The 24,741-nt window shown below is 68.9% G+C and carries 23 protein-coding genes; 8 read left to right on the plus strand and 15 right to left on the minus strand.

Going from position 1 to position 24,741, the window contains the following annotated elements; genetic code table 11:
* Positions 1-37: 37 nt before the first annotated feature.
* The 9 genes from I55_RS29455 to I55_RS29495 form a co-directional block, all read right to left on the minus strand.
* Positions 38-490 carry a DUF4167 domain-containing protein gene (locus I55_RS29455; protein ID WP_044564285.1) on the minus strand — a complete coding sequence of 151 codons (453 nt, stop codon included), beginning with the start codon at positions 488-490 and terminating at the stop codon, positions 38-40.
* A 351-nt stretch (positions 491-841) separates the two neighbouring features.
* The gene (gene prmC, locus I55_RS29460) at positions 842-1,708 is read right to left on the minus strand and encodes a peptide chain release factor N(5)-glutamine methyltransferase (RefSeq protein WP_199902765.1); all 867 of its coding nucleotides are present in this window, start codon (positions 1,706-1,708) and stop codon (positions 842-844) included.
* Positions 1,705-2,790 carry a peptide chain release factor 1 gene (prfA, locus tag I55_RS29465; RefSeq protein ID WP_044564286.1) on the minus strand — a complete coding sequence of 362 codons (1,086 nt, stop codon included), beginning with the start codon at positions 2,788-2,790 and terminating at the stop codon, positions 1,705-1,707. The genes prmC and prfA overlap by 4 nt, the downstream gene beginning before the upstream one ends.
* Before the next feature lie 175 nt (positions 2,791-2,965).
* Positions 2,966-4,102: a flavodoxin-dependent (E)-4-hydroxy-3-methylbut-2-enyl-diphosphate synthase gene (gene ispG, locus I55_RS29470; RefSeq protein ID WP_044564287.1), complete on the minus strand. Its 1,137-nt coding sequence runs from the start codon at positions 4,100-4,102 to the stop codon at positions 2,966-2,968.
* 153 nt (positions 4,103-4,255) lie between these two features.
* Positions 4,256-5,848, minus strand: coding sequence for a beta-xylosidase (locus tag I55_RS29475; protein WP_083901522.1), 1,593 nt, complete (start codon positions 5,846-5,848; stop codon positions 4,256-4,258).
* Positions 5,848-7,062: a helix-turn-helix domain-containing protein gene (locus I55_RS29480; RefSeq protein WP_083901523.1), complete on the minus strand. Its 1,215-nt coding sequence runs from the start codon at positions 7,060-7,062 to the stop codon at positions 5,848-5,850. Before I55_RS29480 ends, I55_RS29475 begins: the two co-directional genes overlap by 1 nt.
* A 139-nt stretch (positions 7,063-7,201) precedes the next feature.
* The gene (ptsP, locus tag I55_RS29485) at positions 7,202-9,409 is read right to left on the minus strand and encodes a phosphoenolpyruvate--protein phosphotransferase (RefSeq protein WP_083901526.1); all 2,208 of its coding nucleotides are present in this window, start codon (positions 9,407-9,409) and stop codon (positions 7,202-7,204) included.
* Between the two features lie 170 nt (positions 9,410-9,579).
* Positions 9,580-10,686: a nitronate monooxygenase family protein gene (locus tag I55_RS29490; protein ID WP_044564290.1), complete on the minus strand. Its 1,107-nt coding sequence runs from the start codon at positions 10,684-10,686 to the stop codon at positions 9,580-9,582.
* Between the two features lie 146 nt (positions 10,687-10,832).
* Positions 10,833-12,068 carry an aspartate kinase gene (locus tag I55_RS29495; RefSeq protein ID WP_044564291.1) on the minus strand — a complete coding sequence of 412 codons (1,236 nt, stop codon included), beginning with the start codon at positions 12,066-12,068 and terminating at the stop codon, positions 10,833-10,835.
* A gap of 417 nt (positions 12,069-12,485) precedes the next feature.
* Between I55_RS29495 and ubiG the strand changes: the two genes are divergently transcribed.
* A complete protein-coding gene (gene ubiG, locus I55_RS29500) occupies positions 12,486-13,229 on the plus strand; it encodes a bifunctional 2-polyprenyl-6-hydroxyphenol methylase/3-demethylubiquinol 3-O-methyltransferase UbiG (RefSeq protein WP_044564304.1) in 744 nt (247 codons plus the stop codon).
* Between the two features lie 23 nt (positions 13,230-13,252).
* Positions 13,253-13,453 carry a hypothetical protein gene (locus I55_RS29505; RefSeq protein ID WP_148294043.1) on the plus strand — a complete coding sequence of 67 codons (201 nt, stop codon included), beginning with the start codon at positions 13,253-13,255 and terminating at the stop codon, positions 13,451-13,453.
* Between the two features lie 7 nt (positions 13,454-13,460).
* Here the strand turns inward: I55_RS29505 and I55_RS29510 are convergent, their stop codons facing one another.
* A complete protein-coding gene (locus tag I55_RS29510) occupies positions 13,461-13,943 on the minus strand; it encodes a DUF1178 family protein (protein ID WP_044564293.1) in 483 nt (160 codons plus the stop codon).
* A 152-nt stretch (positions 13,944-14,095) separates the two neighbouring features.
* On the opposite strand from I55_RS29510, the gene I55_RS29515 reads away from it, so the two are divergent.
* On the plus strand, positions 14,096-14,719 hold the full coding sequence (locus tag I55_RS29515; RefSeq protein WP_044564294.1) for a bifunctional 2-polyprenyl-6-hydroxyphenol methylase/3-demethylubiquinol 3-O-methyltransferase UbiG: 624 nt from the start codon (positions 14,096-14,098) through the stop codon (positions 14,717-14,719).
* A gap of 64 nt (positions 14,720-14,783) precedes the next feature.
* Here the strand turns inward: I55_RS29515 and I55_RS29520 are convergent, their stop codons facing one another.
* On the minus strand, positions 14,784-15,128 hold the full coding sequence (locus tag I55_RS29520) for a hypothetical protein (protein ID WP_049974627.1): 345 nt from the start codon (positions 15,126-15,128) through the stop codon (positions 14,784-14,786).
* Between the two features lie 320 nt (positions 15,129-15,448).
* Between I55_RS29520 and I55_RS36500 the strand changes: the two genes are divergently transcribed.
* Complete coding sequence (locus tag I55_RS36500) at positions 15,449-16,261, plus strand: hypothetical protein (RefSeq protein WP_044564295.1); 813 nt, start codon at positions 15,449-15,451, stop codon at positions 16,259-16,261.
* 16 nt (positions 16,262-16,277) lie between these two features.
* Here I55_RS36500 and I55_RS29530 read toward each other — a convergent pair whose 3' ends face one another.
* Complete coding sequence (locus I55_RS29530; RefSeq protein WP_049974628.1) at positions 16,278-17,099, minus strand: tetratricopeptide repeat protein; 822 nt, start codon at positions 17,097-17,099, stop codon at positions 16,278-16,280.
* A 188-nt stretch (positions 17,100-17,287) separates the two neighbouring features.
* Between I55_RS29530 and I55_RS29535 the strand changes: the two genes are divergently transcribed.
* A complete protein-coding gene (locus I55_RS29535) occupies positions 17,288-18,178 on the plus strand; it encodes an SDR family oxidoreductase (protein WP_044564296.1) in 891 nt (296 codons plus the stop codon).
* On the opposite strand, the gene I55_RS29540 is transcribed toward I55_RS29535, so the two are convergent.
* Together I55_RS29540 and I55_RS29545 are read right to left on the minus strand one after the other, a co-directional pair.
* Positions 18,175-18,903, minus strand: a complete 729-nt coding sequence (locus I55_RS29540) for a hypothetical protein (RefSeq protein ID WP_044564297.1) — start codon at positions 18,901-18,903, stop codon at positions 18,175-18,177. The two genes, I55_RS29535 and I55_RS29540, sit on opposite strands and share 4 nt — an antisense overlap.
* Before the next feature lie 262 nt (positions 18,904-19,165).
* Positions 19,166-19,837: a glutathione S-transferase family protein gene (locus I55_RS29545; RefSeq protein WP_044564298.1), complete on the minus strand. Its 672-nt coding sequence runs from the start codon at positions 19,835-19,837 to the stop codon at positions 19,166-19,168.
* Positions 19,838-20,033: 196 nt separating this feature from the next.
* On the opposite strand from I55_RS29545, the gene I55_RS29550 reads away from it, so the two are divergent.
* Entirely contained in the window at positions 20,034-20,381 is a 348-nt protein-coding gene (locus I55_RS29550; RefSeq protein WP_252181366.1) for an N-acetyltransferase, read from the plus strand.
* Between the two features lie 165 nt (positions 20,382-20,546).
* Here the strand turns inward: I55_RS29550 and I55_RS29555 are convergent, their stop codons facing one another.
* Positions 20,547-21,809, minus strand: a complete 1,263-nt coding sequence (locus I55_RS29555; RefSeq protein WP_083901524.1) for a polyhydroxyalkanoate depolymerase — start codon at positions 21,807-21,809, stop codon at positions 20,547-20,549.
* A 460-nt stretch (positions 21,810-22,269) separates the two neighbouring features.
* On the opposite strand from I55_RS29555, the gene recQ reads away from it, so the two are divergent.
* On the plus strand, positions 22,270-24,285 hold the full coding sequence (recQ, locus tag I55_RS29560; RefSeq protein ID WP_083901525.1) for a DNA helicase RecQ: 2,016 nt from the start codon (positions 22,270-22,272) through the stop codon (positions 24,283-24,285).
* Between the two features lie 156 nt (positions 24,286-24,441).
* Complete coding sequence (locus tag I55_RS29565) at positions 24,442-24,741, plus strand: 3-hydroxyacyl-CoA dehydrogenase NAD-binding domain-containing protein (protein ID WP_044564300.1); 300 nt, start codon at positions 24,442-24,444, stop codon at positions 24,739-24,741.

Raw genomic sequence — 24,741 nt, forward strand, 5'->3', positions numbered from 1 at the left:
CGAAAAAGCCCCGCCTGGTGGGCGGGGCTTTTCGCAATCAGGCGCTCATCGGCTCGCGCTCATCCTCGGACGAGCCGTCGACCTCGGCCTCGTCCGATGGTTCGCCGCCATCGGCGTCGTCGTAGCCCGGCTGGGGCTGATAGCCCCGCGGGTCGCCACCGCGCTGGCGCTGTTCGGACTCGTTGATCTGCGTGATGATGCGGAAATAGTGCTCCGCATGCTGCAGGTAGTTTTCCGCCGCCACCCGGTCGCCGGACGACTGCGCGTCGCGGGCCAGGGCCAGATACTTTTCATGCACCTGGAAGGCGTTGCCACGGATGCGCACATCCGGACCGTTGCTGTCAAAGGTCTGGTGGCGCAGCGGCACGTTCTGGCGACGATTGCCGCCACCACTGTTGCCGTTGTTGCCGCCGCCGTTACCGCCGCCGGCATTGCCACCATTGTTACCGCCGCGTCCACGCGAACGCCTGGAGTTCGGTCCCTGTCTCATCCGACTGCTGCTCTAGCCCCGTTGGAGTTCGATGCATGCCTCTGCCAAGGGGGCGGATTTAATCATCCGCGCCACTCGCATCCGATCCGGGAATCCATTCCGTACCCGGGTTGCCACCGGATCGACCATGCTGGGCAGACTGGCATGCCGTGGTGATCATCATCGGCCCATGAACGCTAGCCCGGCCCCCACACGGGTGTCTCCCCGTTTCGGACCTGGCGCGTCGCCCCTTCGGCCATCACCACGCAAAACGACCCTAAACGCTGTATCCCGCCAATCCAACATCTTTTTTGGATATGCGCCCCTGCGTTCCCGGCGCATGCGGGCAGGTTCCCCCATCCACGCCGGGGGTCAGGCGAGGCGCCTGGCCACCACCACGCGGTCGTGGCCGGCCAGATCGTCCACCCGCTCCGCCACATCCAGGCCCCCCGCCTGGAGCAGGGCCGCCACGTCGGCGCCCTGGCCGCTGCCGTGTTCCACCGCGAGGATGCCGCCGGGCAGCAGCAGGCCGGCCGCCACCCGCGCCAGGTGGCGGTAGGGGTCCAGGCCGTCCGCCCCGCCATCCAGCGCGCGCAAGGGGTCGAAGGTCCGCACCTCAGGCTCCAGCCCGGCGATGTCGGCAGCCGGGATGTAGGGTGGGTTGGAGACGATGGCGTCGAACCTGGCACCACCACCCAGCGCGTCCGTCCAGCTGCCCACCATCCAGGCGCTGCGATCCGCATAGCCCAGCGCCCGCGCGTTGGCGGCGGCGGCCCGGGCAGCGCCGGGGGCGATGTCCACGCCCAGGCCCCAAGCGCCCGTCAGTTCCGAGAGCAGCGCCAGCAGGATGCAGCCGCTGCCCGTGCCGAGGTCCAGCAGGCGGCGGGGCCGCGCGCCATCGGGCAGGTGGCGCAGCGCGGTCTCCACCAGGGTTTCGGTATCCGGCCGAGGGTCCAGCGTGTCGGGCGCCAGCTGGAACTCCAGACTCCAGAACTCCCGCCTACCGAGGATGCGCGACACGGGCTCCCGCGCCGCCCGGCGGTCCACCAGGGCGTCCAGGGCCGCGCGGGCGTCCGCCGGCACCGGACGGTCGCCCTCCAGCAACAGGGTGGCCCGCGACCAGCCGAGGGCCTGTTCCGCCAGCAGGCGCACGTCCAGCCGGGGGCTGGCGCAACCCGCCGCGGCCAGGCGCGCTTCTGCCGCCTTCAATACATCACGCAGGGGAAGGGCCGCCGTCACTGCAGTTCGGCCAGGCGCTCCGCCTCGTCCTGGGCGATCAGCGCCTCCACCACCTCATCCAGCGCCTCGCCCGCCATGACCTTGTCGATCTTGTAGAGCGTCAGGTTGATGCGGTGGTCGGTCACCCGGCCTTGGGGGAAGTTGTAGGTGCGGATGCGTTCGGAGCGGTCGCCGCTGCCCACCTGGCTTTTGCGGTTGGCCGCGCGCTCGGCGTCAAGCGCGCTGCGCTGCTGGTCATAGAGGCGGGAGCGCAGCACGCGCAGGGCCTTGGCCTTGTTCTTGTGCTGCGACTTCTCATCCTGCTGGATGACCACCAGGCCGGTGGGCAGGTGGGTAATGCGTACCGCGCTGTCGGTGGTGTTCACCGACTGGCCGCCCGGACCGCTGGAGCGGTACACGTCGATGCGCAGGTCCTTGTCATCGATCTGGATGTCCACCTCCTCCGCCTCGGGCAGCACCGCCACGGTGGCGGCGGAGGTGTGGATGCGGCCCTGCGTTTCCGTGGCCGGCACGCGCTGCACCCGGTGGACGCCGGATTCGAACTTCAGCCGGCGGAACACGCCCCGGCCGGAGATGCTGGCGATCGCTTCCTTGTAGCCGCCCAGGCCGGTCTCAGAGATGTCCATGACTTCGAAACGCCAGCCCTGGATGGCGGCGTAGCGGCGGTACATGTCGAACAGGTTGGCGGCGAACAGGGCCGCCTCATCGCCGCCGGTGCCGGCGCGCACCTCCAGCATGGCGTTCTTGTCGTCGGCCGCGTCCTTGGGCAGCAGCGCCAGCATGACCTGGCGTTCCAGCGCCGGCATGGCCTTTTCCGCCTGCACCAGCTCATCCTGCGCCAGCTCCCGCATCTCCGGATCGCTCTCGGCCTCCGCCATGCGGGCGAGCTCGGCCAAGTCGGCGCGGGCGCGGCGCAAGTCGGCGATGGACTCCGCCACCGGCGTCAGTTCGGCGAATTCCTTGCTCATGCGGGTGAAGGCGTCGGCCGCCAGCGTGCCCGTCGCCAGGGCGTCGCGCAGCTCGTCATGCCGGGCCGACAGCTTGGCCAGCGTGTCCCCGAACCGTTCTTCCAGAGTGGTCATGATGTTTCCGTCATCCCGTATCCGGGCTGACTAAAGCCCCTCAGACGCCGGGCGCGGCCCTCCGGCCGCTTGGCTTCCTTGCTTTTCAGTCCGCTGACGCTTCCCGAAAAGCTCCGGCGGCCCCGGTCGGGGCCTAGCGGCATGAGCAAAAGCTCATGCCGCGGGTACCAGGATACTATTCGGCGGCAGCGGCGGCTTCGGCGGCCTGGGCGGCCTTGATCTCCTCGGCCTTCTTCTCGACCAGCGACACCAGGTGGTCAACGATGCTCTCGTCCTTCAGGCGGTGGGCCGGCTGGCCGGCCAGGAAGACCTGGTGCACACCCTTGCCGCCGCCAGTGAAGCCGATGTCGGTCATGGTGGCCTCACCCGGGCCGTTGACCACGCAGCCGATGACCGAGACGGTCATGGGGGTGGTGATGTGGGCCAGGCGTTCCTCCAGCACCTCGACCGTCTTGATGACGTCGAACTGCTGGCGGGCGCACGAGGGGCAGGAGATGACGGTGACACCGCGACGGCGCAGGCCCAGCGACTTCAGCATCTCGAAACCGACCTTGACCTCCTCCTCCGGGGGGGCGGACAGGGACACGCGGATGGTGTCGCCGATGCCCGACCACAGCAGCATGCCCAGGCCGATGGAGGACTTCACCGTGCCGGCGCGCAGGCCGCCCGCCTCGGTGATGCCGATGTGCAGCGGATAGTCGCAGGCGTCCGCCAGGCCCTGGTAGGCGGCCACCGCCAGGAAGACGTCCGACGCCTTGACGGAAATCTTGAATTCCCGGAAGTCATGGTCTTCCAGGATCTTGGCATGGGTCAGGGCGCTTTCCACCAGGGCTTCGGGGCAGGGCTCGCCGTACTTTTCCAGCAGCTCCCGCTCCAGCGAGCCGGCGTTGACGCCGATACGCATGGCGCAGCCATGGTCCTTGGCCGCCTGAACCACCTCGCGCACGCGGTCGGCGGAACCGATGTTGCCGGGGTTGATGCGTAGGCAGGCGGCGCCGGCCTCGGCGGCCTCGATGGCGCGCTTATAATGGAAGTGGATGTCGGCCACGATGGGCACGTTCACCGCCTTCACGATCTCTTTCAGGGCCGCCGTCGACTCCTCGTCGGGGCAGGAGACGCGGACCATATCGGCGCCAGCCTCTTCGGCGCGCAGCACCTGCTCGATCGTCGCCTTGGCGTCGGCGGTCAGCGTGTTGGTCATGGTCTGGACGGAGATCGGCGCGTCGCCACCGACCAGGACATTGCCGACACGGATCTGACGGGAGGTCCGGCGCAGGATCTGGCGATACGCACGATGGGTCGTGGAGGACATGGCGGAATTGGCCTCGTGAGGGAATTTGCCCCGTAAAGTGCTGCCGGAAGGCCCCAGGATCAAGAGGCCATCGCACAACGCTTGGCCGCGCCGGGTGCGGGCCCGGCGCGGGCTTGGGGTGTTCGGAATGGTTAAGCGGCGGAAGCGGTTCGGCTATTTGGCGGCGACGGCGTCCACCGTCACCAGCACGATGTCGTTGCTGTGCATGGGCACGCTGGTGACGATCCGGCCATTGGCACCCACGGTGACGGCCATCTCCGTCTCCGCCTGGTCGCGGGTCAGGTCGCTCAGTTTGGCCAGCTGTTCCGCCGACAGGGTCTTGGGCGCGCCCATGTCGATATAGGCGGAATAGGCGTCGTTGGCGCGGAAGCCCGTGCGGTGCACGGCCAGGCGATAGCTGCCGGGCTTCAGCCCCTGGAAAGTGAGGGTCACGGGGGCCGCCGGCTTGTTGGGCACGATTCTGCTGTAGAAGGAACGGTTGCTGACGGGCTGGCGCGGCTGGTCGAAGTCCCACGCCAGGGCCGCGGCCTTTCCTTCCGCCGCCGACGCCATCACCTGGCCGTCCGTCACCGGCACGGCCTTGCCCTGCAGCGCGTGCAGGTATTTGTAGGCGAAGTAGGCGGGCTTGCGGATGCCCTGGGGGTTCATCAGGCCGAAGCCGCCCTCGAACGGGGCGGTGGGCGGGCCCGGCTCCTCGAACAGGTCGGTGAAGGTCCAGTAGCTCATGCCCTGGACCATGCCTTGGCTGGCCTTCAGCTTGGCCAGGATGTAGGGGGCGCTGATGTAGCTGTCGTGCACCAGGTCGCGGGGGGTGTAGCTGGTGCTCCACTCCGTGAAGAACAGCGGCAGCTTGGGGAAGCGAGAGGCCGTGATCTGTTCGCGGACCTTGCGCACGTCGCCCACGATGGCGTCGGGCTTGGGCGACAGCTTGGTGTCAGCCTTGCCGGCCTCATCCAGGAAGCCGCCGTCCACGCCGTAGGTGTGGGTGGCGATGAAGTCCACTGGCGCGCCGCTCTTGGCCACGTGATCCAGGAATTCCGGAACCCAGGCGGCGCCGGCGGTGGCGGGCCCGCCCACACGCAGTTCCGGGTCGATGGCCTTGATGGTGTTGGCCGTCAGATCATAAAGGGCGAAATAGGCCTGCTGGTCCGCGCCTTCCCAAAATCCGGCGAGGTTGGGCTCGTTCCACACCTCGAAGTACCAGCTGCGCACCTCGGCCTGACCATAGCGGGCCTCGACATGCTGGATGAAGGCGGTGATCAGGTCGCGCCAGGCGTTGGGCCGGGGGTGGGAGGTGTTGCCCTCCCAATAAAAAATCTTGTTGTCCGAGGTGGCCAGCGCCTTGGGCGTGAAGCCCAGCTCGACGAAGGGCTTCAGCCCGCGCGCCCGCAAGGCGTCGTACAACTGGTCGATCTTCGTCCAGTCATAGGTGATGGCGCCATTCTCTTCCCGCACCGTGCCCAGCACGTCGTGGAAAATGGCGTGAAAGCGGATGTAGCGGAAGCCCAGCTCATCCTGCACGGTCTTCAATTGCGCCATGCTGTCCGGCCGGATCAGCGTGCCGGGATAGTCCGAACCGACGGACAGGTCGAAGAAGCGGTCCAATGGCTGGGTGGCCCGGGATACGTCAACCACCACCTCGCGGGTACGGGTGGCAGCGACGGCGGTGCCAGTCGACAGGCAGGCGGACAGGCAGGCGGACAGGCAGGCGGCGGCAAGCGCCGTGCGACGGAACAGCGAAGTCATCAATGGGTCACCCGAGCCTGTATGTCATCCGGTTGCAGGGGATAGCCGCGCACCACCTGGCCTTTGGCGCCCAACGTGGGCAAGTCCTTGCCATCCACGCTGATGACCAAGCCCCCGGCGTTGCCGGTCTCCAGCGCCAGGCCAGGAACGTCAGGAGCGCGGAAGCTGTCGCCGGGGTGCAGCACCCGTGAGGCCCAGGTCGTGCCCTTGGCGTCGCGCACCTGGATCCAGGTCTCATCCGTGGCGCGCACCACCACGCGGGCGGGACCGGTCTGGCCGAAGACGCGGCCCTTGGCGGGAGCCGGCGCCGTCCCGGGCGCGGTGGTGTCGGGGCGCATGCTGGTGTCCACCGGCGCGGCGTCGGCATCGGCGGCCACGGCCTTGGGCTGGCCCAGATCCGGCATCTGCGGCGCCTCGTCATCCGGTGCTTCCGACGCGACGGGGGCTGGAGCGCCAGGCTGTTGCGCGGCCGGCTGCGGGGCGGCGGACGGGCTTTTGCCCGACGCGGCGGGCGGTGTGGCGGGCGGCGCCGTCGGCACCTGCGCCTGCTGCTGGGGCGCGGCCGGCACGGGGGCGGGCACGGCGTCGGCCAGCGGCACGGTGGCGTCGGGCGCGGCCCCCACCTCCGGCGCGGTCGGCTGCGCCTGGTTCAGCAGCGCCTGCACCGCCGGGGCCGGCAGCACGTTGGCCGGCGGCGGCGAGGCGGTGTCGCCACCGGTGGCCAAGTGGGCCAGCCGCTCCGGCAGCTTGGGCACCAGATCCAGGGCGCTGCGATCGGCGGAGGAATAGAGGTACCAGACACCATAGACCACGGCGACCAGGACCACGGCCCCCACCATCAGCACCCCGCTGGGCACGCGGTTTTCGCTGACGGGGATGGGCAGGTACAGTTCCGCCGGCATGACGCGGCCGGCCGTCTCGTCCTTGAAGCGATTCAGCAGGTCGCCGGAATCCAGGCCCAGCAGGTCGGCATAGCTGCGCACGAAGCCCAGGATGTAGGCCTGGCCCGGCAGCTCCGCATGGCGTCCATCCTCGATGGCCTCCAGATAGACGCGCCGGATGCGCAGGGCGTTGGCGACACCGGCCAAGTCGTAGCCCAACTCCTCGCGCCGCATGCGCAGGATGTCGCCCACGGTCTGGCACGGCGCCTGCGGCTCGGCGGCGCCGCGACCCGCGTCGATCATATCCCGATAGCGGTCGCGTCGTTCAGTCATGACGGCTGTCCCAGCACAGTATGGTGCACGAATTTTCCCAACCGCCGGTTCGATTATTTCGCCGACGACGATGTGCGGGAGTCTTATCAAGGGCTTCGCGGTACCGCAACCATCGTACCGTCAGAATGTGTCGGATGGGCTATATCCGCACGCCGTGGTCGCGGGCGAAGGCCAACAGGTGCTGGCGCACGGAGCGGTCGGGGCTGGACAGCAGACTGTCCAGGAAGTGCTGCAGCCGGCCCACGTCCAGCGAACGGATCATGGTCTTGACCTCGCCGAAGGCGCCGGGGCTCATGGACAGGGTGCGGAAGCCACAGCCCAGCAGGGCCATGGCGTCCAGCGGACGGCTGGCCATCTCCCCGCACAAGGACAGCTGCACCCCCGCCGCGTCACAGCGCCGCACCAGCATGCGCAACACCGACAGCATGGCTGGCGACAGCAGGTCATAGCGGTTGTTCAGCATCGGGTTGCCCCGGTCGCTGGCGAACAGGTACTGCAGCAGATCGTTGGAGCCCACGGACATGAAGTCGATATGGGGCAGCAGGGCCTCCAGCTGGAACAGCAGGGCCGGGACCTCCATCATCACGCCCACCTTCAGGTCGCGGGGGCGGGCCACGCCGTCCTGATCCAGGCGCCGCAATTCCAGGTCCAGCACGCGGCGAGCGCGGATGAATTCCGCCACTTCGGCCACCATGGGGAACATCACGCGCAGGTCACGCCCCGATGACGCCCACAGCAAGGCCCGCAGCTGCTTGCGCAGCATGGCCGGCCGGTCCAGGCCGATGCGGATGGCACGCCAGCCCAGGGCCGGGTTCTCCTCGCCCAGGTCGGGGAAATAGGGCAAGGTCTTGTCCCCGCCAACATCCAGGGTGCGGAAGGTGACAGGCTTGTCCCCCGCCTCGTCCAGGACCTTGGCGTAGGTTTCCTTCTGGACGGCGGTGTCGGGATAGGTGTGCCGCACCATGAAGGGGATTTCGGTACGGTAGAGGCCGATGCCGTCGGCGCCGGTGGCGTGCAGGTGTGGCAGGTCGATCAACAGGCCGGCGTTCAGCATCAGCTTCACCGCCACGCCGTCGCGCGTCACCGATTCCAGGCCCTTGGCGGCGGCGAACTCGCGCTTGCGCTCCTCCCCCACCTCGATGCTTTTCAGGAAGGCGTCGGTGATGTCCTCGGCCGGCCGCACGAAGACCTGGCCGTGGTCGCCATCGACGATGACGAAGTCCAACGGGTCGACGCGGCTCAGCACCCCGGTGCACTGGCCCACCACGGGGATGTCCAGGGCGCGGGCGACGATGGCCACATGGCTGTAGGCCGCCCCCTCCTCCAACACCAGGCCACGCAGGCGGGTGCGGTCATAATCCAGCAGCTCGGCCGGGCCCAGGTTGCGGGCCACCAGCACGAACTCGTCCGGCAGGGTGCCGCCGTCGGCCTTGTCCTGGCGGCCGGCCAGGTGCTGCAGCAACCGGTTGGTGATGTCGTCCAGGTCCAGTTGGCGTTCCCGGATATAACTGTCGGTCACCGACGCCATGCGGGCGCGGTTGTCGTTCTGCACCTGCTGCACCGCCGCCTCCGCCGTCAGGCCGGTGCGGATGGCCTCGCGGATGCGGGACAACCAGCCGCGGTCGGTGGCGAACATGCGGTAGGTTTCGATGATCTCATGGTGCTCGCCCCCGCTGTCGCCCGACAGGATCAGCAGCCGGTCGATGGCGGAGTGCATGCTGTCCACCGCCTCGCGCAGGCGGCTCAGCTCCAGCTCCGGATCATCCGCCACCATCTGGCGGATGGTCAGTTGCGGCCGGTGCAGCACGGCCACGGCCATGGCGATGCCGCGGTTCAGGCTGACCCCATCCAGGCGGGAGGGCAGCAGCACCAGGTCGTTGGCCACCTGCAGTTCGCGGTTGTCGACCAACTCACCCGTGGCGACCAACTCGGCCACCACCATGGCGATGGTCTCCAGCGTCTCCACGTCCTGCTCATCATAGGCGCGCCGCGCGATGTGCTGGATGGCCAGCACCCCGCGCACCCGGCCACCGCGCAGGATGGGCACGCCCATGAAGCTGTCGAACGGATCCTCGCCCGTTTCCGGACGGTAGGCGAAATTGGGGTGGCTGGGCGCGTTGGCCAGGGCCACCGGCCGGGCATGGGCGGCGATGTCGCCCACCAGGCCCTCGCCCACCCGCAGCCGCGTCTTGTGCACGGCGTCCAGGTTCAGGCCGATGGTGGCGAACAGCTCCAGCACCTCGCCCGCCCGCATGACATAGCAGGAACAGACGTCCGCCCCCATCTCGGCGGCGATCAGCATGACGATCTTGTCCAGCCGCGACTGGGCGGTGCCGCCGGCGGCCATGACATCGCGCAGACGAGCCAGCAGGCGCCGCGCGCCACCGGCCGCATCGGCGGACCGGCGGAGGTCGGTCATGGTGTTGAGGGGGGCGGCACCGGCGATAATGGTACCGGTTTCCGGAACCTCAAGCCCCGGGTCGATGAGGAGGGGGGGAGTTCCGGAATGCGGCGCCACTAGCCTGCCGCTCCCGCCAGCACCAGCGCCGGTCCCGCTTCGGTGTTCCCGCTTCGCGCGTGGCCATAACGGCCGGCCAGCGCGTCTTCCGCCTGGGCCACCAGTTCGGCCAGGATGTCGGCCGTCGGCTGCTCCCGCGTCACCATGCCGACCGACTGGCCGGCCATCAGGCTGCCGTTCTCCACGTCACCCTCGATGACGGCGCGGCGCAGCGCGCCGGCCCAGAAATGCTCTATCTCCAGCTGGGCGTCCTTCTGCTCCACCTCACCCCGGTTGAAGCGCTCCACCACCTCGCGCTGGAAGTCCATGAAGCGGCGCGTCCCCTCGTTCTGCAGGGCGCGGACGGGGATGACGGGAAAGCGGCTGTCCAGCTGGGCGGAGGGCATGGCGTCGCGCGCGCTGGCCCGGATGAAGGCGCGCTTGAAATTGGGGTGGGCGCGAGATTCGGTGGCGCAGACGAAACGGGTGCCCAGCTGCACGCCGGCGGCACCCAGTTCCAGATAGGCCACGATGGCCTCACCCCGGCCGATGCCGCCGGCCACGAATACCGGCACATCACGAATCTCGGGCAGGATCTCCTGCGCCAGGACGGAGGTGGCGACGGGGCCGATGTGGCCGCCAGCTTCCATGCCCTCGATCACCAGGGCGTCCACGCCCATGCGCACCAGCTTCTTGGCCAGCACCAACGCCGGCGCGAAGCAGACAACCTTGGCGCCGCCGTCCTTCAGCTGCTTGATCACCGGCGCGGGCGGCAAGCCACCGGCCAGCACCACATGGTGGACGCCGTGGGTCAGGCAAACATCGGCCAGCACGTCCAGCTGCGGGTGCATGGTGATGAGGTTGACGCCGAAGGGCTTGGAGGTCAGGGCGCGGGTGGCGTCGATCTCCGCCGCCAGCAGGTCCGGGGTCATGGCGCCACAGGCCAGCACGCCGAAGCCGCCCCCGTTGGAGATGGCGGCCACCAGGCCGGCGTCCGACACCCAGGTCATGGCGCCGCCCATGACAGCCAGCTCAGTGCCCAGGAAATCGCGCCCACGGGCCCACAACGCGTCCAGCTTGTCGCGGGCGGTGCCGGCGGCGGTCTGGCTGGGGGCGACGGTCGACATCAAAGAACGATTCCCTTATGGCGGAAAACTATGGCGGGAAACGGGTTCGGCCCGCTTCGGCGGCATCATATCGACGACGCCATTAAAACAACAATGCCCCGGAGGACATCTTCCAGTCCCCCGGGGCCGTAGTGTCGCTCAGATGCTTATGCCTGGTCCAGGCCGTAAGCGGTGTGCAGCGCGCGCAACGCCAGCTCGGTGTATTCCTCCGCGATCAGGACGCTGACCTTGATCTCGCTGGTGGAGATGACCTGGATGTTGATGCCGCGGTCGGCCAGCGCCTTGAACATGCGCTGGGCCACGCCGGCGTGGCTGCGCATGCCGACACCGATGACCGAGACCTTGACCACGTTGCTGTCGGCGGTCAGGCGGCGGTACTTCAGGTCGGCCTTGGCGCCTTCCAGCACCTGCACGGTGCGGTCCAGGTCGGCCTTGGTGACGGTGAAGGTCATATCGGTGGTGGTGCCGTCCTCCGACACGTTCTGCACGATCATGTCGACGTTGATGGCGGCGTCGGTGAGCGGCCCGAAGATGGCGGCCGCCACACCCGGACGGTCTTCAACGCCCACCAGGGTCACCTTCGCCTCATCCCGGCTGTAGGCGATGCCGCTGACCAGTTCCTGTTCCACGATTTCGTCCTCATCAACGACAAGAGTTCCCGGCAACGCGCTGCCGGCCGCTTCCTCGAAGGTCGACAGCACCTGGACACGCACCCGGTGCTTCATCGCCATTTCCACCGACCGGGTCTGCAGGACCTTGGCGCCCAGCGACGCCATCTCCAGCATTTCCTCATATGTGATGCGGCCCAGCTTGCGGGCCTTGGTCACGATGCGCGGGTCGGTGGTGTAGACGCCATCGACGTCGGTGTAAATATCGCAGCGCTCCGCCTGCACCGCCGCCGCCAGGGCGACCGCCGAGGTGTCGGAACCGCCGCGGCCCAGGGTGGCGATGCGCCCGTCCTTGGACACACCCTGGAAGCCGGCCACCACCGCCACCTCGCCCGTGGCCATGCGGGCCACCAGGTCGGCGGAGTCGATGCGCTCGATCCGGGCCTTGCCGTGCACGTCATCGGTGATCAGGGGGATCTGCCAGCCCTGCCAAGAGCGGGCGGGGATGCCGATCTCCTGCAGGGCGATGGCCAGCAGGCCGCTGGTCACCTGCTCGCCGGAGGCGACGACGGCGTCATACTCGCGCTCATCCGCCAGGCGGCCGACCTGCTTCACATAGTCCACCAGCTGGTTGGTCACGCCCGACATGGCGGAGACGACCACCGCCACCTCATGGCCGGCGTCGACCTCCTGTTTCACCTTGCGGGCGACATTCTTGATCCGGTCGATGGTGCCGACCGACGTGCCGCCGAACTTCAAAACGAGGCGTGCCATAACCCGTGTCTGCCTTGTTCGTGCCGCCCCCGGAGGGCCGGCAGTGGATGCGAAGAGGCCCCCGGCCCGCACCCAAGGTTCCGCGTCAAGGCGGGGTCCTGCGCTGGGCTGTTCAGAAGCGCGCTATCCTTACCCTGTCGGGCGCGCGCAAGCAATAAACGGGTAATAAAAGGTCAGGGTTGCGTAAACCGGGCGACAGAGCATTTCTGTTTCGCGGCATTGCGTTCCCTCAGACGGCGGGCGGGCGCATACGCGCCCTTGCCTTATCCTCCCTTTCCAGTCCGCTGACGCTCCCCGGAAAGGTCCGGCGGCCGCGGTCGCGGCCTTGTCGCTGCGCTCCAGGGTCCCGTGCGGCACAGTTGAGTTGGGCAGTGGGCCGGCCCATACTCCGCCGCGTTTCGTTTAGGGGTGCCTATGATGAGCCAGACCGCGACCACCACCGTCGATCCCGGGGAAATCCAGCGCTTTTCGGCCATCGCCGCCGAGTGGTGGGATGAGACGGGCAAGTTCCGGCCGCTGCACAAGCTGAACCCCGTGCGCCTGGAATACATCCGCGACCGCATCTGCGCCCATTTCGGCCGCGACCCGCTGGCGCCCCGGCCGCTGACGGGCCTGCGCCTGGTGGACATCGGCTGCGGCGGCGGCCTGCTGTCCGAACCGCTGGCGCGCATGGGCGCCGACGTGGTGGGCATCGACGCCGCCGAGCGCAACGTGAAGACCGCCGCCACCCACGCGGCGGAGACCGGCACCCCCGTCGACTACCGTCACACCACGGCGGAGGACCTGGTGGCCGCCGGCGAGACGTTCGACGCCGTGCTGTCGCTGGAGGTGGTGGAGCACGTGGCCGACGTGCCGCTGTTCCTGGGCAGCCTGGCCGCCCTGGTGAAGCCGGACGGCCTGCTGGTCATGGCCACCCTGAACCGCACGCCCAAATCCTACCTGATGGCCATCGTGGGCGCGGAATACGTGCTGCGCTGGCTGCCCCGGGGCACCCACGACTGGCGCAAGTTCCTGAAGCCGTCGGAACTGGCGGCCGGCCTGCGCGGCACCGGCCTGGCGGTGCGGGAGGTCATGGGCCTGACCTACAGCCCGTTCAGCGACCGCTTCCGCCTGGATGCGCGCGACCTGGACGTCAACTATCTGCTGTGGGCCAGCCGCTGACGCCAGTGTGGGAGAGCACCGCTATGGACGAGAAGACGTTGCAGAGGTACCGGGACCGCCAGGCCCAGTTGCGGGAAGAGCACACCCGGTGCGAAGCGCGCCTGCGCGCGCTGGATGAGGAGCGGAACCAAGTGCAGGCGACCATGCAGCGCATCGCCGGCGCCGTCCAGGTGCTGGCGGAGGCCATCGCCGAAGGCGAAGCGGAAGCCGCCACCTCGGCTTGAGGAGACCTCAGCCGTCGTGCTTCGGCACCCAGGGGATGCGGGTGAAGGTGACACCCTCATCCTCCAGTTCCGCCGCCTCCTCGTCCGTCGTCTCGCCATAGATGGCCTTGGCCTCGGTCTCGCCGTAGTGAATCTTGCGCGCCTCCTCGGCGAAGCGGTCGCCCACGTGGGTGGCGTTGCTTTCCACCTGGCGGCGCATCTCACGCAGCAGGGACATGACCGCCGCCGGCCCCTGGGCCGCCGCCTCGGCCACGGCGGTGGGCGTCACCTCGGGCGCGGGCGCCACCGGCACGGGGGGCGGCGCCTCCTCCACCCGGGCGCCCCGGCCCCTGGCGATGCGGGGCGCCATGGGGGCCTTGGCCACCTGGCGGTCGCCGCAGACGGCGCAGGCGACCTCACCCGCCGCCACCTGGCTGTCGCAGGCGTCGGCGTTGCGGAACCAGACATCGAAGGTGTGGCCCTCGCCACATTTCATTTCGTAAAGAATCATGGGTCCGGGTGCGGTGTGGTCCAGGTGCGGTGTCAGCGGCGATCCCGCCGAAGCACCGGCGGTAAATGTCATATACAGTCTGGATGTGGTTGGGGAAAGCCGCCCCCGCAATACGCATGCCCCATCCCCAACGCATAGGGCCCTTTCCCGTCATGAACCTCCCCCCGCATCATGACCCCCGTGGCCAGGCGTCCCCCTGGGTCCAGCGCTTCGCCCCGCTGGTGGCCAAGGGTGGCCCCGTGTTGGACGTGGCCTGCGGCGGCGGCCGGCACGCCCGGCTGTTCCGGGGTCTGGGCCATCCGGTGATGGCGGTGGACATCGACACCCGCGGCGTGGCCGATCTGGCCGGCCAGCCGGGCGTCACCGTGTGCCAGGCGGACCTGGAGGGCGGGGCGCCGGTCGATCTCGGCGGGTCCTACGCCGGCATCGTCGTCACCAACTATCTGCACCGGCCATTGCTGGCCCACCTGCCCGGCCTGCTGGCCCCGGGTGGTGTGCTGCTGTACGAGACCTTCGCCCAGGGCAACCAGCGCCATGGCCGGCCGTCGAGCCCGGCGTTCCTGCTGCGCCAAGGGGAGTTGCTGGCCATGGCCCAGGCGGCTGGCCTGCAGGTGGTGGCGTTCGAGCAGGGTGAGATCTCCTTGCCACGCGCCGCGGTGGTGCAGCGCCTGGCCGCCGTGCGCCCCCTGCCGGCGCCGGATCTGGACGGCGATCCCGAGCCCCGGCCGCTGCCCCTCGCCTATACGTTGGGCTGGTCTGAAAGCTTTGGGACCTGAAACAGGAACGGCCCCGACCGCTGGGGCCGGGGCCGTCCTGGTTTAAGAAGGATGGGCGTCAGGCTTACTTCTTGGGCGCGGCGGCTTCGGTGCCGGCCTCGGCCTTTGCCTTCTTCACATGGTGGTGGGCGGCCTTCTTGGTTTCGGTCGTCGCCACCTTGGCCTCGGTCTTGGTCTCCGTCGCCTTGGCCTCGGTCTTCACCTCGGTGCCTTTGGCCTCGACGGCGGCCTTCACGTCACCGGCCGGCTTCGCGGCCTCGGTGGCCTTGGCGGCGGGCGCCGTGGTGGTGGCCACGGCGGCGGCGGCCGGGGCGGCGGGGGTGTCCGCCGCGAACGCCCCGTAGGACACCATCATGGCCGTGGCGGCTGCGAGGGCCAGCAGGGGACGGCGGTGGGCGAACATGCTCATGGTCTTGATCCTTGGATCGGTTGTCTTGTCGGCGTCCCACCATCGGGGCGCAGGGTCATAATCCCAAGGGATGAGGGCTGCCGTTGGGCCGGATTGTGGCAGCCAAACGATATATTCGCGTCCTTTCCGCCGAACTGGCCCGCCGAACTGGTTGCCGATTCGTTAAGGCCGTCCCCTCACTCTGGCCGAGCCCACAGCCGGCCGGCAGCGGCCAGCTAAGCCTTTCGGCCGTCGCCCTTTTTCCAAGGAACCCGCCAAAACCGCCGCCGTTGACCATCCATCGTCGTTAACCACTGGCACGGATTTTCGAGGGCGACGGCATGAAAAGCGATAGCGAACAGGCCAACCGCGAGCAGGTGGCGAAACTGGTGCGCCTGCTGGGTTCGAATTTCGAGGGCGAAGCCGTGACGGCGCTGGCCAAGTTGCGCCGCCTGCTGCCGCAACGCGGCCTGGGCTTCAACGACGTGGGACAATGGATCCAGTCGCCAGCGAAGGTGATCTACCGCGAGGCGCCGCCCCCGCCCCCGGCCGACCGGGGACCGGACGCCAGGATTCTGGAGGACCGCATCATCGCCCTGGAACGCCAGCGCGAAGAGGCGCTGCACGCCCTGCGCACCGCCCAGGCCCGGGCGGAGCAGGCGGAGGAGCAGGCCGGCCAGCTGGTTAGCGAACTGGCGGCGGCCCATAAGGCCCGCGCCGCCGCCAAGCCGGCCCGGGTGATCACGGTGAAGGTCCCGCGCGGCGGCTGGCGGGGCTATGCCCTGGCGGCACTGCTGGGTCTGGCGGCGGCGGTCGCGCTGCGCGCCTATGTGCCGGCCGCAGGGGCCGCATCGCAAACCGGCTCAACCACCTTGCTGTCCCGCGCCGCCCTGCTGTTCAGCCCCGTCAAGGCGCACGCCGCGGTGGGCGGCCATAGCGCCTTCCTCTATCCCGCCCCAACCAACGGCCAGGCGGCCGTGGCCCTGCTGGCGCCCACCACGGATGTGGAGGTGCTGGCGGACGACCAGGCCGACAGCGGACTTCCACCGGGTTGGGTCAAGGTGAGGGCGCCCACGGACCAGGGCCCGACCATAGGCTACGTGGAACGGCGGCGGCTGAGCCAGGCGGCCGAGGCCCACCGCTTCCCGGGATGACAGCGTCCCCGGGACCTTACGATTTGGGCTTGTCCCCGGCCTTCTTGGGCGCGGTCGCCTCATCCTTCATCGGATCCTTGCCGTCGATGCGCAGCAGGTTGTCCTGGGCGGCGACCCCGGCGGCGGTGCCCGCCCCCACCTGCACGGCGCGGGTCCAGTCGGCCTTGGCGCCGGGCTTGTCACCCCGATCGGCCTTGATGTTGCCGCTGAGCAGCAGGGCTTGACCGTTGTCCGGATCCAGCGACAGGGCCATGCGCAGGTCGCGCCCGGCTTCCACGTCCCGGCCCAGGCGATGCTTGGTCTCCGCCCGCAGGACGATGGCCTCCACCCGCCCGCCATCCAGGCTGAGCGCCCGGTCCAGGTCGCGCAGCACGTCCCACCAATGTTCCGCGCCCGCCCGTTCCGTCGCCCGGTCGATAAGCAGGTCGGGGTCGGTGGGCTGCAGGCCGATGGCCTTGGTGTAATCGGCGTCGGCCTTGGCGTGTTCCTTGGCGTTGAACCAGGCCCAGCCGGCCTTGCCCCACAGGCCCGCCGTCACCTTGGGCGGCAGGCCCAGGTCGGGGATCACGGCCTCCAGCGCGGCGGCCGATTCCTTGTATTCGCCCCGGAACAGCTGGGCCATCGCCTGGCACAGGCGGGCGTCGTTGCCGCCGCCCTTCTTCTCCCACAGCTGGGCCTCGGCATAGGCGAAGTCGGGCAGTTCCTTGGCCCGTTCCAGGCAGGTGTCGCGGTTCAGCGCCACGGGGACCGCGCCGGCGGCGGTGGCCATGCCGCACAGGACGGCGGCGGCCATCAGCCGGCTGGCGAAACGGAGGGGATGCTTGAGGGTAATCATCATGGCGCCTAGAGTCCCGAACGGCGGATGGATCGCAAGTGCTTTCGTCCCGGCGCCCTTTCAAGGGGGGGCGGCACCGGAACGCAGGATAGCACGGCCGCACCCCGTCCCGGCTGGCGCGGGGCCCTGCCCACCTTTGGGCGCGGGGCTCCGCACCGGCGTCCCTTTCTGGTTAACGGAGTCTGTTTCCCATGTCGCAATCCCCCGCCACCGCCGGCCGCCTGTTCTGCTTTGGCCTGGGATTCAGCGCCACGGCGCTTGCCCACCGGCTGATGGCGGCCGGCTGGACGGTGGCCGGCACCTGCCGCACGGCGGAGAAAGCGGCGGCCCTGCGCGCCCGGGGCATCGAGGCCCACGTCTTCGCCCCCGGGCAGAAACTGGACCCCGGCACGCTGGCCGGCACTACCCACTTGCTGGACTCGATCCCGCCCACGGCGGAGGGCGACGTGGTGCTGGCGGCCCTGGCGGCGGACATCCTGGCCCTGCCGGACCTCCGCTGGGTGGGCTATCTCTCCACCACCGGCGTGTACGGCAACGCGGACGGCGGCTGGGTGGATGAGACGGCGCCGGTACGGCCGGCCACGGAACGGGGCAAGGCCCGCGCGGTGGCGGAGGCGCAGTGGATGGCCCTGCATGACGCCCACGGCCTGCCCGTCCATCGCTTCCGCCTGCCCGGCATCTACGGTCCCGGGCGCAGCGCGCTGGACCAGGTGCGGGCGGGTACCGCCCGGCGGGTGGACAAGAAGGGCCAGGTGTTCAGCCGCATCCACATCCATGACCTGGGCAGCGCCGTGATGGCCAGCATGGACCGTCCCCATCCCGGCGCCATCTACAACGTGGCCGATGACCATCCCTGCCCCTCGCCCGAGGTGGTGGCGTACGCCGCCCAGCTGCTGGGCGTGGAACCGCCACCGCTGCTGCCGTTCGACCAAGCCACGCTGTCGCCCATGGCCACCAGCTTCTACGGCGAAAACAAGCGCATCTCCAACGCGCGCATCAAGGCGGAGCTGGGGGTGAGCTTGCGCTATCCCAGCTATCGCGAAGGGCTGGAAGACCAGCTGGCGACTGAGCGCCAGGCTTAGCGGCTGGCCGGGCCAGCGGGCGCGACGGCGGAAAAGGTCACCCGCGCCGTCTGCGTCGCCTTCTGCGCCACGTCCAGGCCGCCACCACTGTCCTCCGGTGGTTCAGCAGCCATCTTGTCCATAGCCATCATTCGCGGACGTGGCACCCCTGCTAAGACCGGCGCGCTGAAATCCACCCGGCCCACGCGGAAGTCGCGGCCAGGGAAGGCGGCGTTCAGGCCCTTCAGTTCCTCGGTCACCCGGCGGTAGAGCGCCTCGCGCAGGCGGGTGCGCGCGGCCTCTTCTTCCGCCAGGGTGGGGTGAAAGTCCACCCCCTCCACCCGGATTTGCAGGCCGGCGCGGCTGGCCTGGCGGGCGCGATCGGCCAGGCCGCCCAGCTGCGCCTCGGGCAGGCGGGCCTCGAGCTCCGCCCGCCAGCGGTCAAGGCCGGCGGCGTCCTGCTGGCGGTCGAAGGCGACGACCCGCCATTCGCCCTTGTCCGACACGGCGGCGGCCGCCTTCAGCACATCGGCGCGCGCGGACCCGGCGTTGCCGCCGCCGGCATCCACCGTCAGCGTCACCCGGGCGGTGTCGGTCTTGACCCAATCCTCCGCCGACAGCGTCAGGGTCACCTGGTCCTGCACCGGCGGCGCCGCCATCATCTGCGCGGCGGCGGGGCTGGCGACCAGCGGCAGGGCCGCCAGGCTGGCGGTCGCGATCAAGGAGGCGGCGATCAGGCTGCGCATAGGGTTCCACCCATCCGGTCTTCGAGCCGACGCGGAATGCGCCAGCGTTCCCATTGCTTGTGGCAAAGGGTCGCGGCGGATTTATGGCGGGAACAACGCCCGAACGCGCTCGCCGTCCCTCCCCAAGCGGCATGAGACATCGACTCATGCCGTAGGCCGCGACTGCGGCCGCCGGACCTCTCGGAGAGCCGTCAGCGCAGGATAAGCCAAGGCCACGGTTGTGGCCGCCCAGCGCCTGGGGCAATTCGAAATGAGGGACAACTTAAAAATCCAGATCCGCGTAGTGCTTCGGCGGCGGGGCACCGGGCAAATGGTCACCCAGCAGGGGGCGGAAGCTGGGCCGGCACTTGATGCGCATGTACCAGTCCTTGGCCTCGGGATGCTGGTCCCAGGGCACGTCACCCAGATAATCGATGGTCGACAGGTGGGCCGCCGCGGCGATGTCGGCCAGCGAGAATTCGTTGCCCGCCAGCCATTTGCGCCGGTCGGCCAGGTAGGCGATGTAATCCAGGTGGTAATGGATGTTGGCCAAGCCCGCGCGGATGGCCTGGGCATGCGGCGTGCCGGATCCGGAGAAGCGCTTGATCAGCTTCTCCCCCACCAGATTCTCCGTCACCTCCTGGTTGAACTTGACGTCGAACCAGGCGGCCAGGCGCCGCACCTCCGCCCGCAGCAGGACCTCCCGCCCCAGCAGGGTGGGGGCGTGGGGGTAGGCCTCTTCCAGGTAATTGCAGATGGCGGCGTGTTCCACCACCGTCGCCCCGTCATCCTCGATCAGCACCGGCAACTCGCCGGCCGGATTGAGCGCCAGGAACTCCTCACGGCGTTCCCAAGGCTTCTCGACCTCGAGATCGGCCTCAAGGCGCTTCTCCGCCAGGACGACGCGCACTTTGCGCGCGAACGGCGACAAGGGGTGATGGACAAGTGTACGCATGTGGGCCGGCAATCTACCGTAAGCGCGTGGATTTCAACAGGGCCTAAAGGCCTTAAGCGGAGATCACCCTATGGCCACCCCCAAGGCATCCGCCCTGGAAATTAAGATAGAGCCCATCGGCCCCGCTGACGAGGCCGCATGGCGTCCTTTATGGGACCAATACTGCGCCTTTTACCAGGTTACCGTGGATCCGGGCGTGACATCCACGTTATGGACCCGGTTGCAGGACCCCAATTCGGCGGTCAAAGCGCTGGTGGCCCGCGATGCCGACGGTGCCATCCGGGGCTTCTGCCACTATTTCCTGCACCCCAACACCTGGGGCACCGCGCCGATCTGCTATCTGGAGGATCTGTTCACCGATCCGGCGGCGCGCGGCCAAGGGGTGGGGCGCGCCCTGATCGACCGGCTGGTGGCCCTGGGGCGGGAGCATGGCTGGGGCCGCGTCTATTGGCATACGCAGGAAACCAACGCCACCGCGCGCCGCCTGTACGACAGCGTGACCGACGGCGCCGATGGCTTCGTGCGCTACGTCATCCGGCTGTAGCGCATGCGGCGATCCGCGGCCGATCCATGCCTTCAGATCCGGCGCGGCCCCGGAGTTGCGTTGGACGCCACGCGGAGCATGGACCACGCGGAGCATGGACATGGAAAAAGGGCGGCACCCGTGAGGGAGCCGCCCTTTTTCATGCCAACCGCGATGGCCGTCGGATCAGACGGCCGCGCCCCGGCGCGGCTGAGTCGCCGCGCGTTCGTGGCTGCGGATGAAATCGCGCACACGGGGCATGATCTGCTCACGCCAGCGGCGGCCATTGAAGATGCCGTAGTGGCCGACACCCTTCTGCAAATGGTGCTGCTTCATGGCCTCAGGCAGGCCGTGGCACAGCGCGTGGGCCGCCACCGTCTGGCCGGGGGCGGAGATGTCGTCCAATTCCCCCTCCACCGTGAACAGCGCCGTCTTCTTGATGGCCGACGGGTCGACGCGCAGGCCGCGGTATTCCAGGGTGCCCCGGGGCAGGTTGTGCTCCTGGAACACGATCTTGACCGTCTGCAGGTAGAATTCCGCCGTCAGGTCCATGACCGACAGGTATTCGTCATAGAAGCGGCGGTGCGCCTCCGCGCTCTCGCCGTCGCCGCGCACCAGATGCTTGAACAGGTCGACGTGCGCGTCGACATGGCGGTCCAGGTTCATGGACATGAAGCCGGTCAGCTGGATGAAGCCCGGATAGACATGGCGCATGCCGCCCGGATAGTAGACCGGGACCGAGGTGGTCACCGTGCGCTCGAACCAGCCGATGTCACGGGTCTCAGCCAGTTGGGTCACCTGGGTGGGCGACACGCGGGTGTCGATGGGGCCGCCCATCAGGGTCATGCTGCGCGGCTGGCACGCGTCGTCGGTCTGGGCCATGACGCTGGCCGCCACCAGCACCGGCACGGCCGGCTGGCAGACGGCGATGACGTGGGTGTCCGGGCCCAGGAAGCGGATGAAATCCATCACGTATTCGACGTAATCGTCGAAGTCGAAGCGGCCGCGCGACAGGGGCACCAGCTTCGCGTCGACCCAGTCGGTGATGTACACGTCATGGGACGGCAGCAGCGCCTCCACCGTGCCGCGCAGCAGGGTGGCGTAGTGGCCGGACATGGGGGCCACCACCAGGACCTTGGGATCGCTATGCGGCGTGGCGCGCTGGAAATGGCGCAGGACGCAGAAGGGCTTGCGCAGTGCCGCCTCTTCCGTCACCGCGACCTCGCGGCCGTCGATGTGGGTGATGTTCAGGCCGAATTCCGGCTTGCCCCAGCGGCGCGTCGTGCGCTCGATCAACTCGCCGGCGGCGGCCATGGCCCGGCCCATGCCGGTGTAGGAGGCCGGGACGAAGGGGTTGCGGAAAGTCGCCTGCGTCGCCTCCGCCATCAGGCGCAGGGGGGTCAGGGCGGCATGGTGCATGTCAAACAGCTGGTACAGCACGCGGATCATCCTCGTCATTGGACGTGGCGGCGCCGGAAGGGTCACGGCGTCTCGGGGACTCAAGGCTTGCCGCGATGGCGGCCCCAGGCGCGCCGCTTACCCTACTGCCAACCTCAGGCCTATCACTGAGGGGGTAGGCGGCCATTCAACTACGCCTCGTCCCTTATCCTAGGTGGGTAAGGATGAAAAGGCCCTTAATGCAGGGACTGAACGATACCGGTCACATTTTCGCAATAAGCCACCGCTTTCTCAAGAGGCCGCGAGGAGCGGGAATATCATCGCCTGATTTTTCATAACCTGGACTCATAACCCCGGCGTTCGCCAGATGTTCCGGCGACCTGGTCCCGCCTGGCAGGAAGAGGTGGACAGTCGGCCCGTATGGCCCCTAGATATGGGCTTATCCTAGTCCGATACCCGCTATCCCTGGCCTCCGCGCACGCCTTGCGGCGGGCCATGCCCCAGAGCCGTCATGTCCCACGCCCGGCCCCTTCCCGCCAGCCTGTTCGATCAGGAGCCAGATTTTCCGGAAACGGGTTATCCGGACTCCGGCCATCCGGAGGCTGGCGACTTCGTGCCAGACCATTATGGCGACGCGCCGGAACCCACCATCATCCACGGCGACTGGCCGGAGGATGAGGCCCCCCACGGCGGGCGGGACCCGGTGGCGACCGCCCGGGACATCCTGAAGCGCGTCTATGGCTATTCCGCCTTTCGCGGCAACCAGGAAGAGATCATCACCCATGTCATCCAGGGCGGCGACGCCCTGGTGCTGATGCCCACCGGCGGTGGCAAGTCGCTGTGCTTCCAGATCCCGGCCCTGGCCCGGCCCGGCGTGGCCATCGTCGTCAGCCCGCTGATCGCCCTGATGCGCGACCAGGTGGACACCCTGCGTCAGGCCGGGGTGCGGGCGGCCTACCTGAACTCCACCTTGGACTGGCGTGAGGCCCTGGACGTGGAGCGGGCGTGCGAGCGCGGTGACCTGGACCTGCTCTACGTGGCGCCGGAACGGCTGGTGACCCCCCGCTTCCTGGAATTGCTGGACCGGTCGCGCATCTCCCTGTTCGCCTTGGACGAGGCGCATTGCGTCAGCCAGTGGGGCCACGACTTCCGGCCGGAGTACCTGCAGCTGTCGGTGCTGCATGAGCGCTTCCCCACCGTGCCGCGCATCGCGCTGACGGCCACGGCCGACGCCCAGACCCAGGCCGACATCGTGGAGCGCCTGGCCCTGGGCGAGGCGCGGCAGTTCGTCTCCAGCTTCGACCGGCCCAACATCACCTATCGCGTGGCGCCCAAGGATAATGAGCGCCGGCAGCTGCTGGACTTCATCCGCCGCCACCATGCGGAGGACGCGGGCATCGTCTATTGCCTGTCGCGCGCCCGGGTGGAGGCGCTGGCCGACTGGCTGAAGGACCAGGGGCTGGATGCCCTGCCCTATCACGCCGGCCTGGACCCGGCGGTGCGCCAAGCCAACCAGGACCGCTTCATCAAGGGCGAGGGCGTGGTGGTGGTGGCGACCATCGCCTTCGGCATGGGCATCGACAAGCCCAACGTCCGCTTCGTCGCGCACATGGACGCGCCCAAGAGCCTGGAGGCCTATTACCAGGAAACCGGCCGCGCCGGCCGCGACGGCCTGCCCGCCAACGCCCTGATGCTGTACGGCCTGCAGGACGTGGTCATGCTGCGCCAGATGATGGACGCGTCGGACAGCAGCGAGCAGCACAAGCGGACGGAACGGCGCAAGCTGGACGCCCTGCTGGGCTTCTGCGAGACCGCGCACTGCCGCCGCCAGGTGCTGCTGACCTATTTCGGGGAGGAGCATCCGGGCAACTGCGGCAACTGCGACACCTGCTTCGAACCGGTGGAAACCTGGGACGGCACGGTGGCGGCGCAGAAGGCCCTGTCCGCCGTCTACCGCACCGGCCAGAAGTTCGGCGTGGGCCACCTGATCGACGTGCTGCGCGGCGGCGCCACCGAGAAGGTGGTACGATTCGGCCATGACCAGCTGAAGACCTTCGGCTGCGGCGCCGACATCCCCAAGAGCGATTGGCAGACGGTGTTCCGCCAGCTGGTGGCGCTGGGCCACCTGACCGCCGATCCCGAGGGCCACGGCGGCCTGATGCTGACCGACCAGGCGGCATCGGTGCTGAAGGGAAACGAGACGGTGCGCCTGCGCCGTGACCGGGCCGTGCTGTCATCGGGCGACAACCGCCGCGGGGGCGGCCGCGCCAGCGGCGGTCGCGCCGGCCCCACCCTGGCGCCGCCGGACGACAAGCTGTGGCACCGCCTGAAAGCGGTGCGGCTGGAACTGGCCAAGGCCCAGGGCGTACCGCCCTATGTCATCTTCCATGACAGCACGCTGATGGAGATGGTGATCAGCCGCCCCCGCGACCTGACCGGCTTGGGCCTGCTGCCCGGCGTGGGCGTGCGCAAGCTGGAACGCTACGGCGCCACCTTCCTGGACGCCATCCTCGCCGAGGCCGGCTGATCGCCCAAAGGGGCGGTCCGTCCCCCGGCTACGCGCCTGAGAGGTCGAGCCTCCGCTGAACAACGTGTTGCATTCGAATTCACCCTGGGTAGGATGCCCGGAAGTGCGCCTGCATTCGGATGCAAGCGCCTTGACCGCCCAGGGGGAGAAGACCGCATGGACCGTAGCGGCAAGATCGCCATCGTCGGCACCGGGCTGGTGGGGAGCGGCTGGGCCATCGTCTTCGCCCGCGCCGGCTTGCCCGTCGCCCTCTACGACTCGGCACCGGGAGCGGCTGAGCGGGCGCGCGGGCTGATCAGCGACCGGCTGCTCGACCTTCAGGCCGCCACCCTGATCGGCGAGCCCGCCTCGATCCTGGCCCGCATCTCCGTCGCGGCCAGCCTCGCGGAGGCGCTGGACGGTGCCGTCTATGTGCAGGAAAGCGTGCGGAGCGCGTCGACGTCAAGACGGCGCTGA

The sequence above is a fragment of the Azospirillum sp. B4 genome (assembly GCF_000333275.1).
Classification (GTDB): domain Bacteria; phylum Pseudomonadota; class Alphaproteobacteria; order Azospirillales; family Azospirillaceae; genus Nitrospirillum.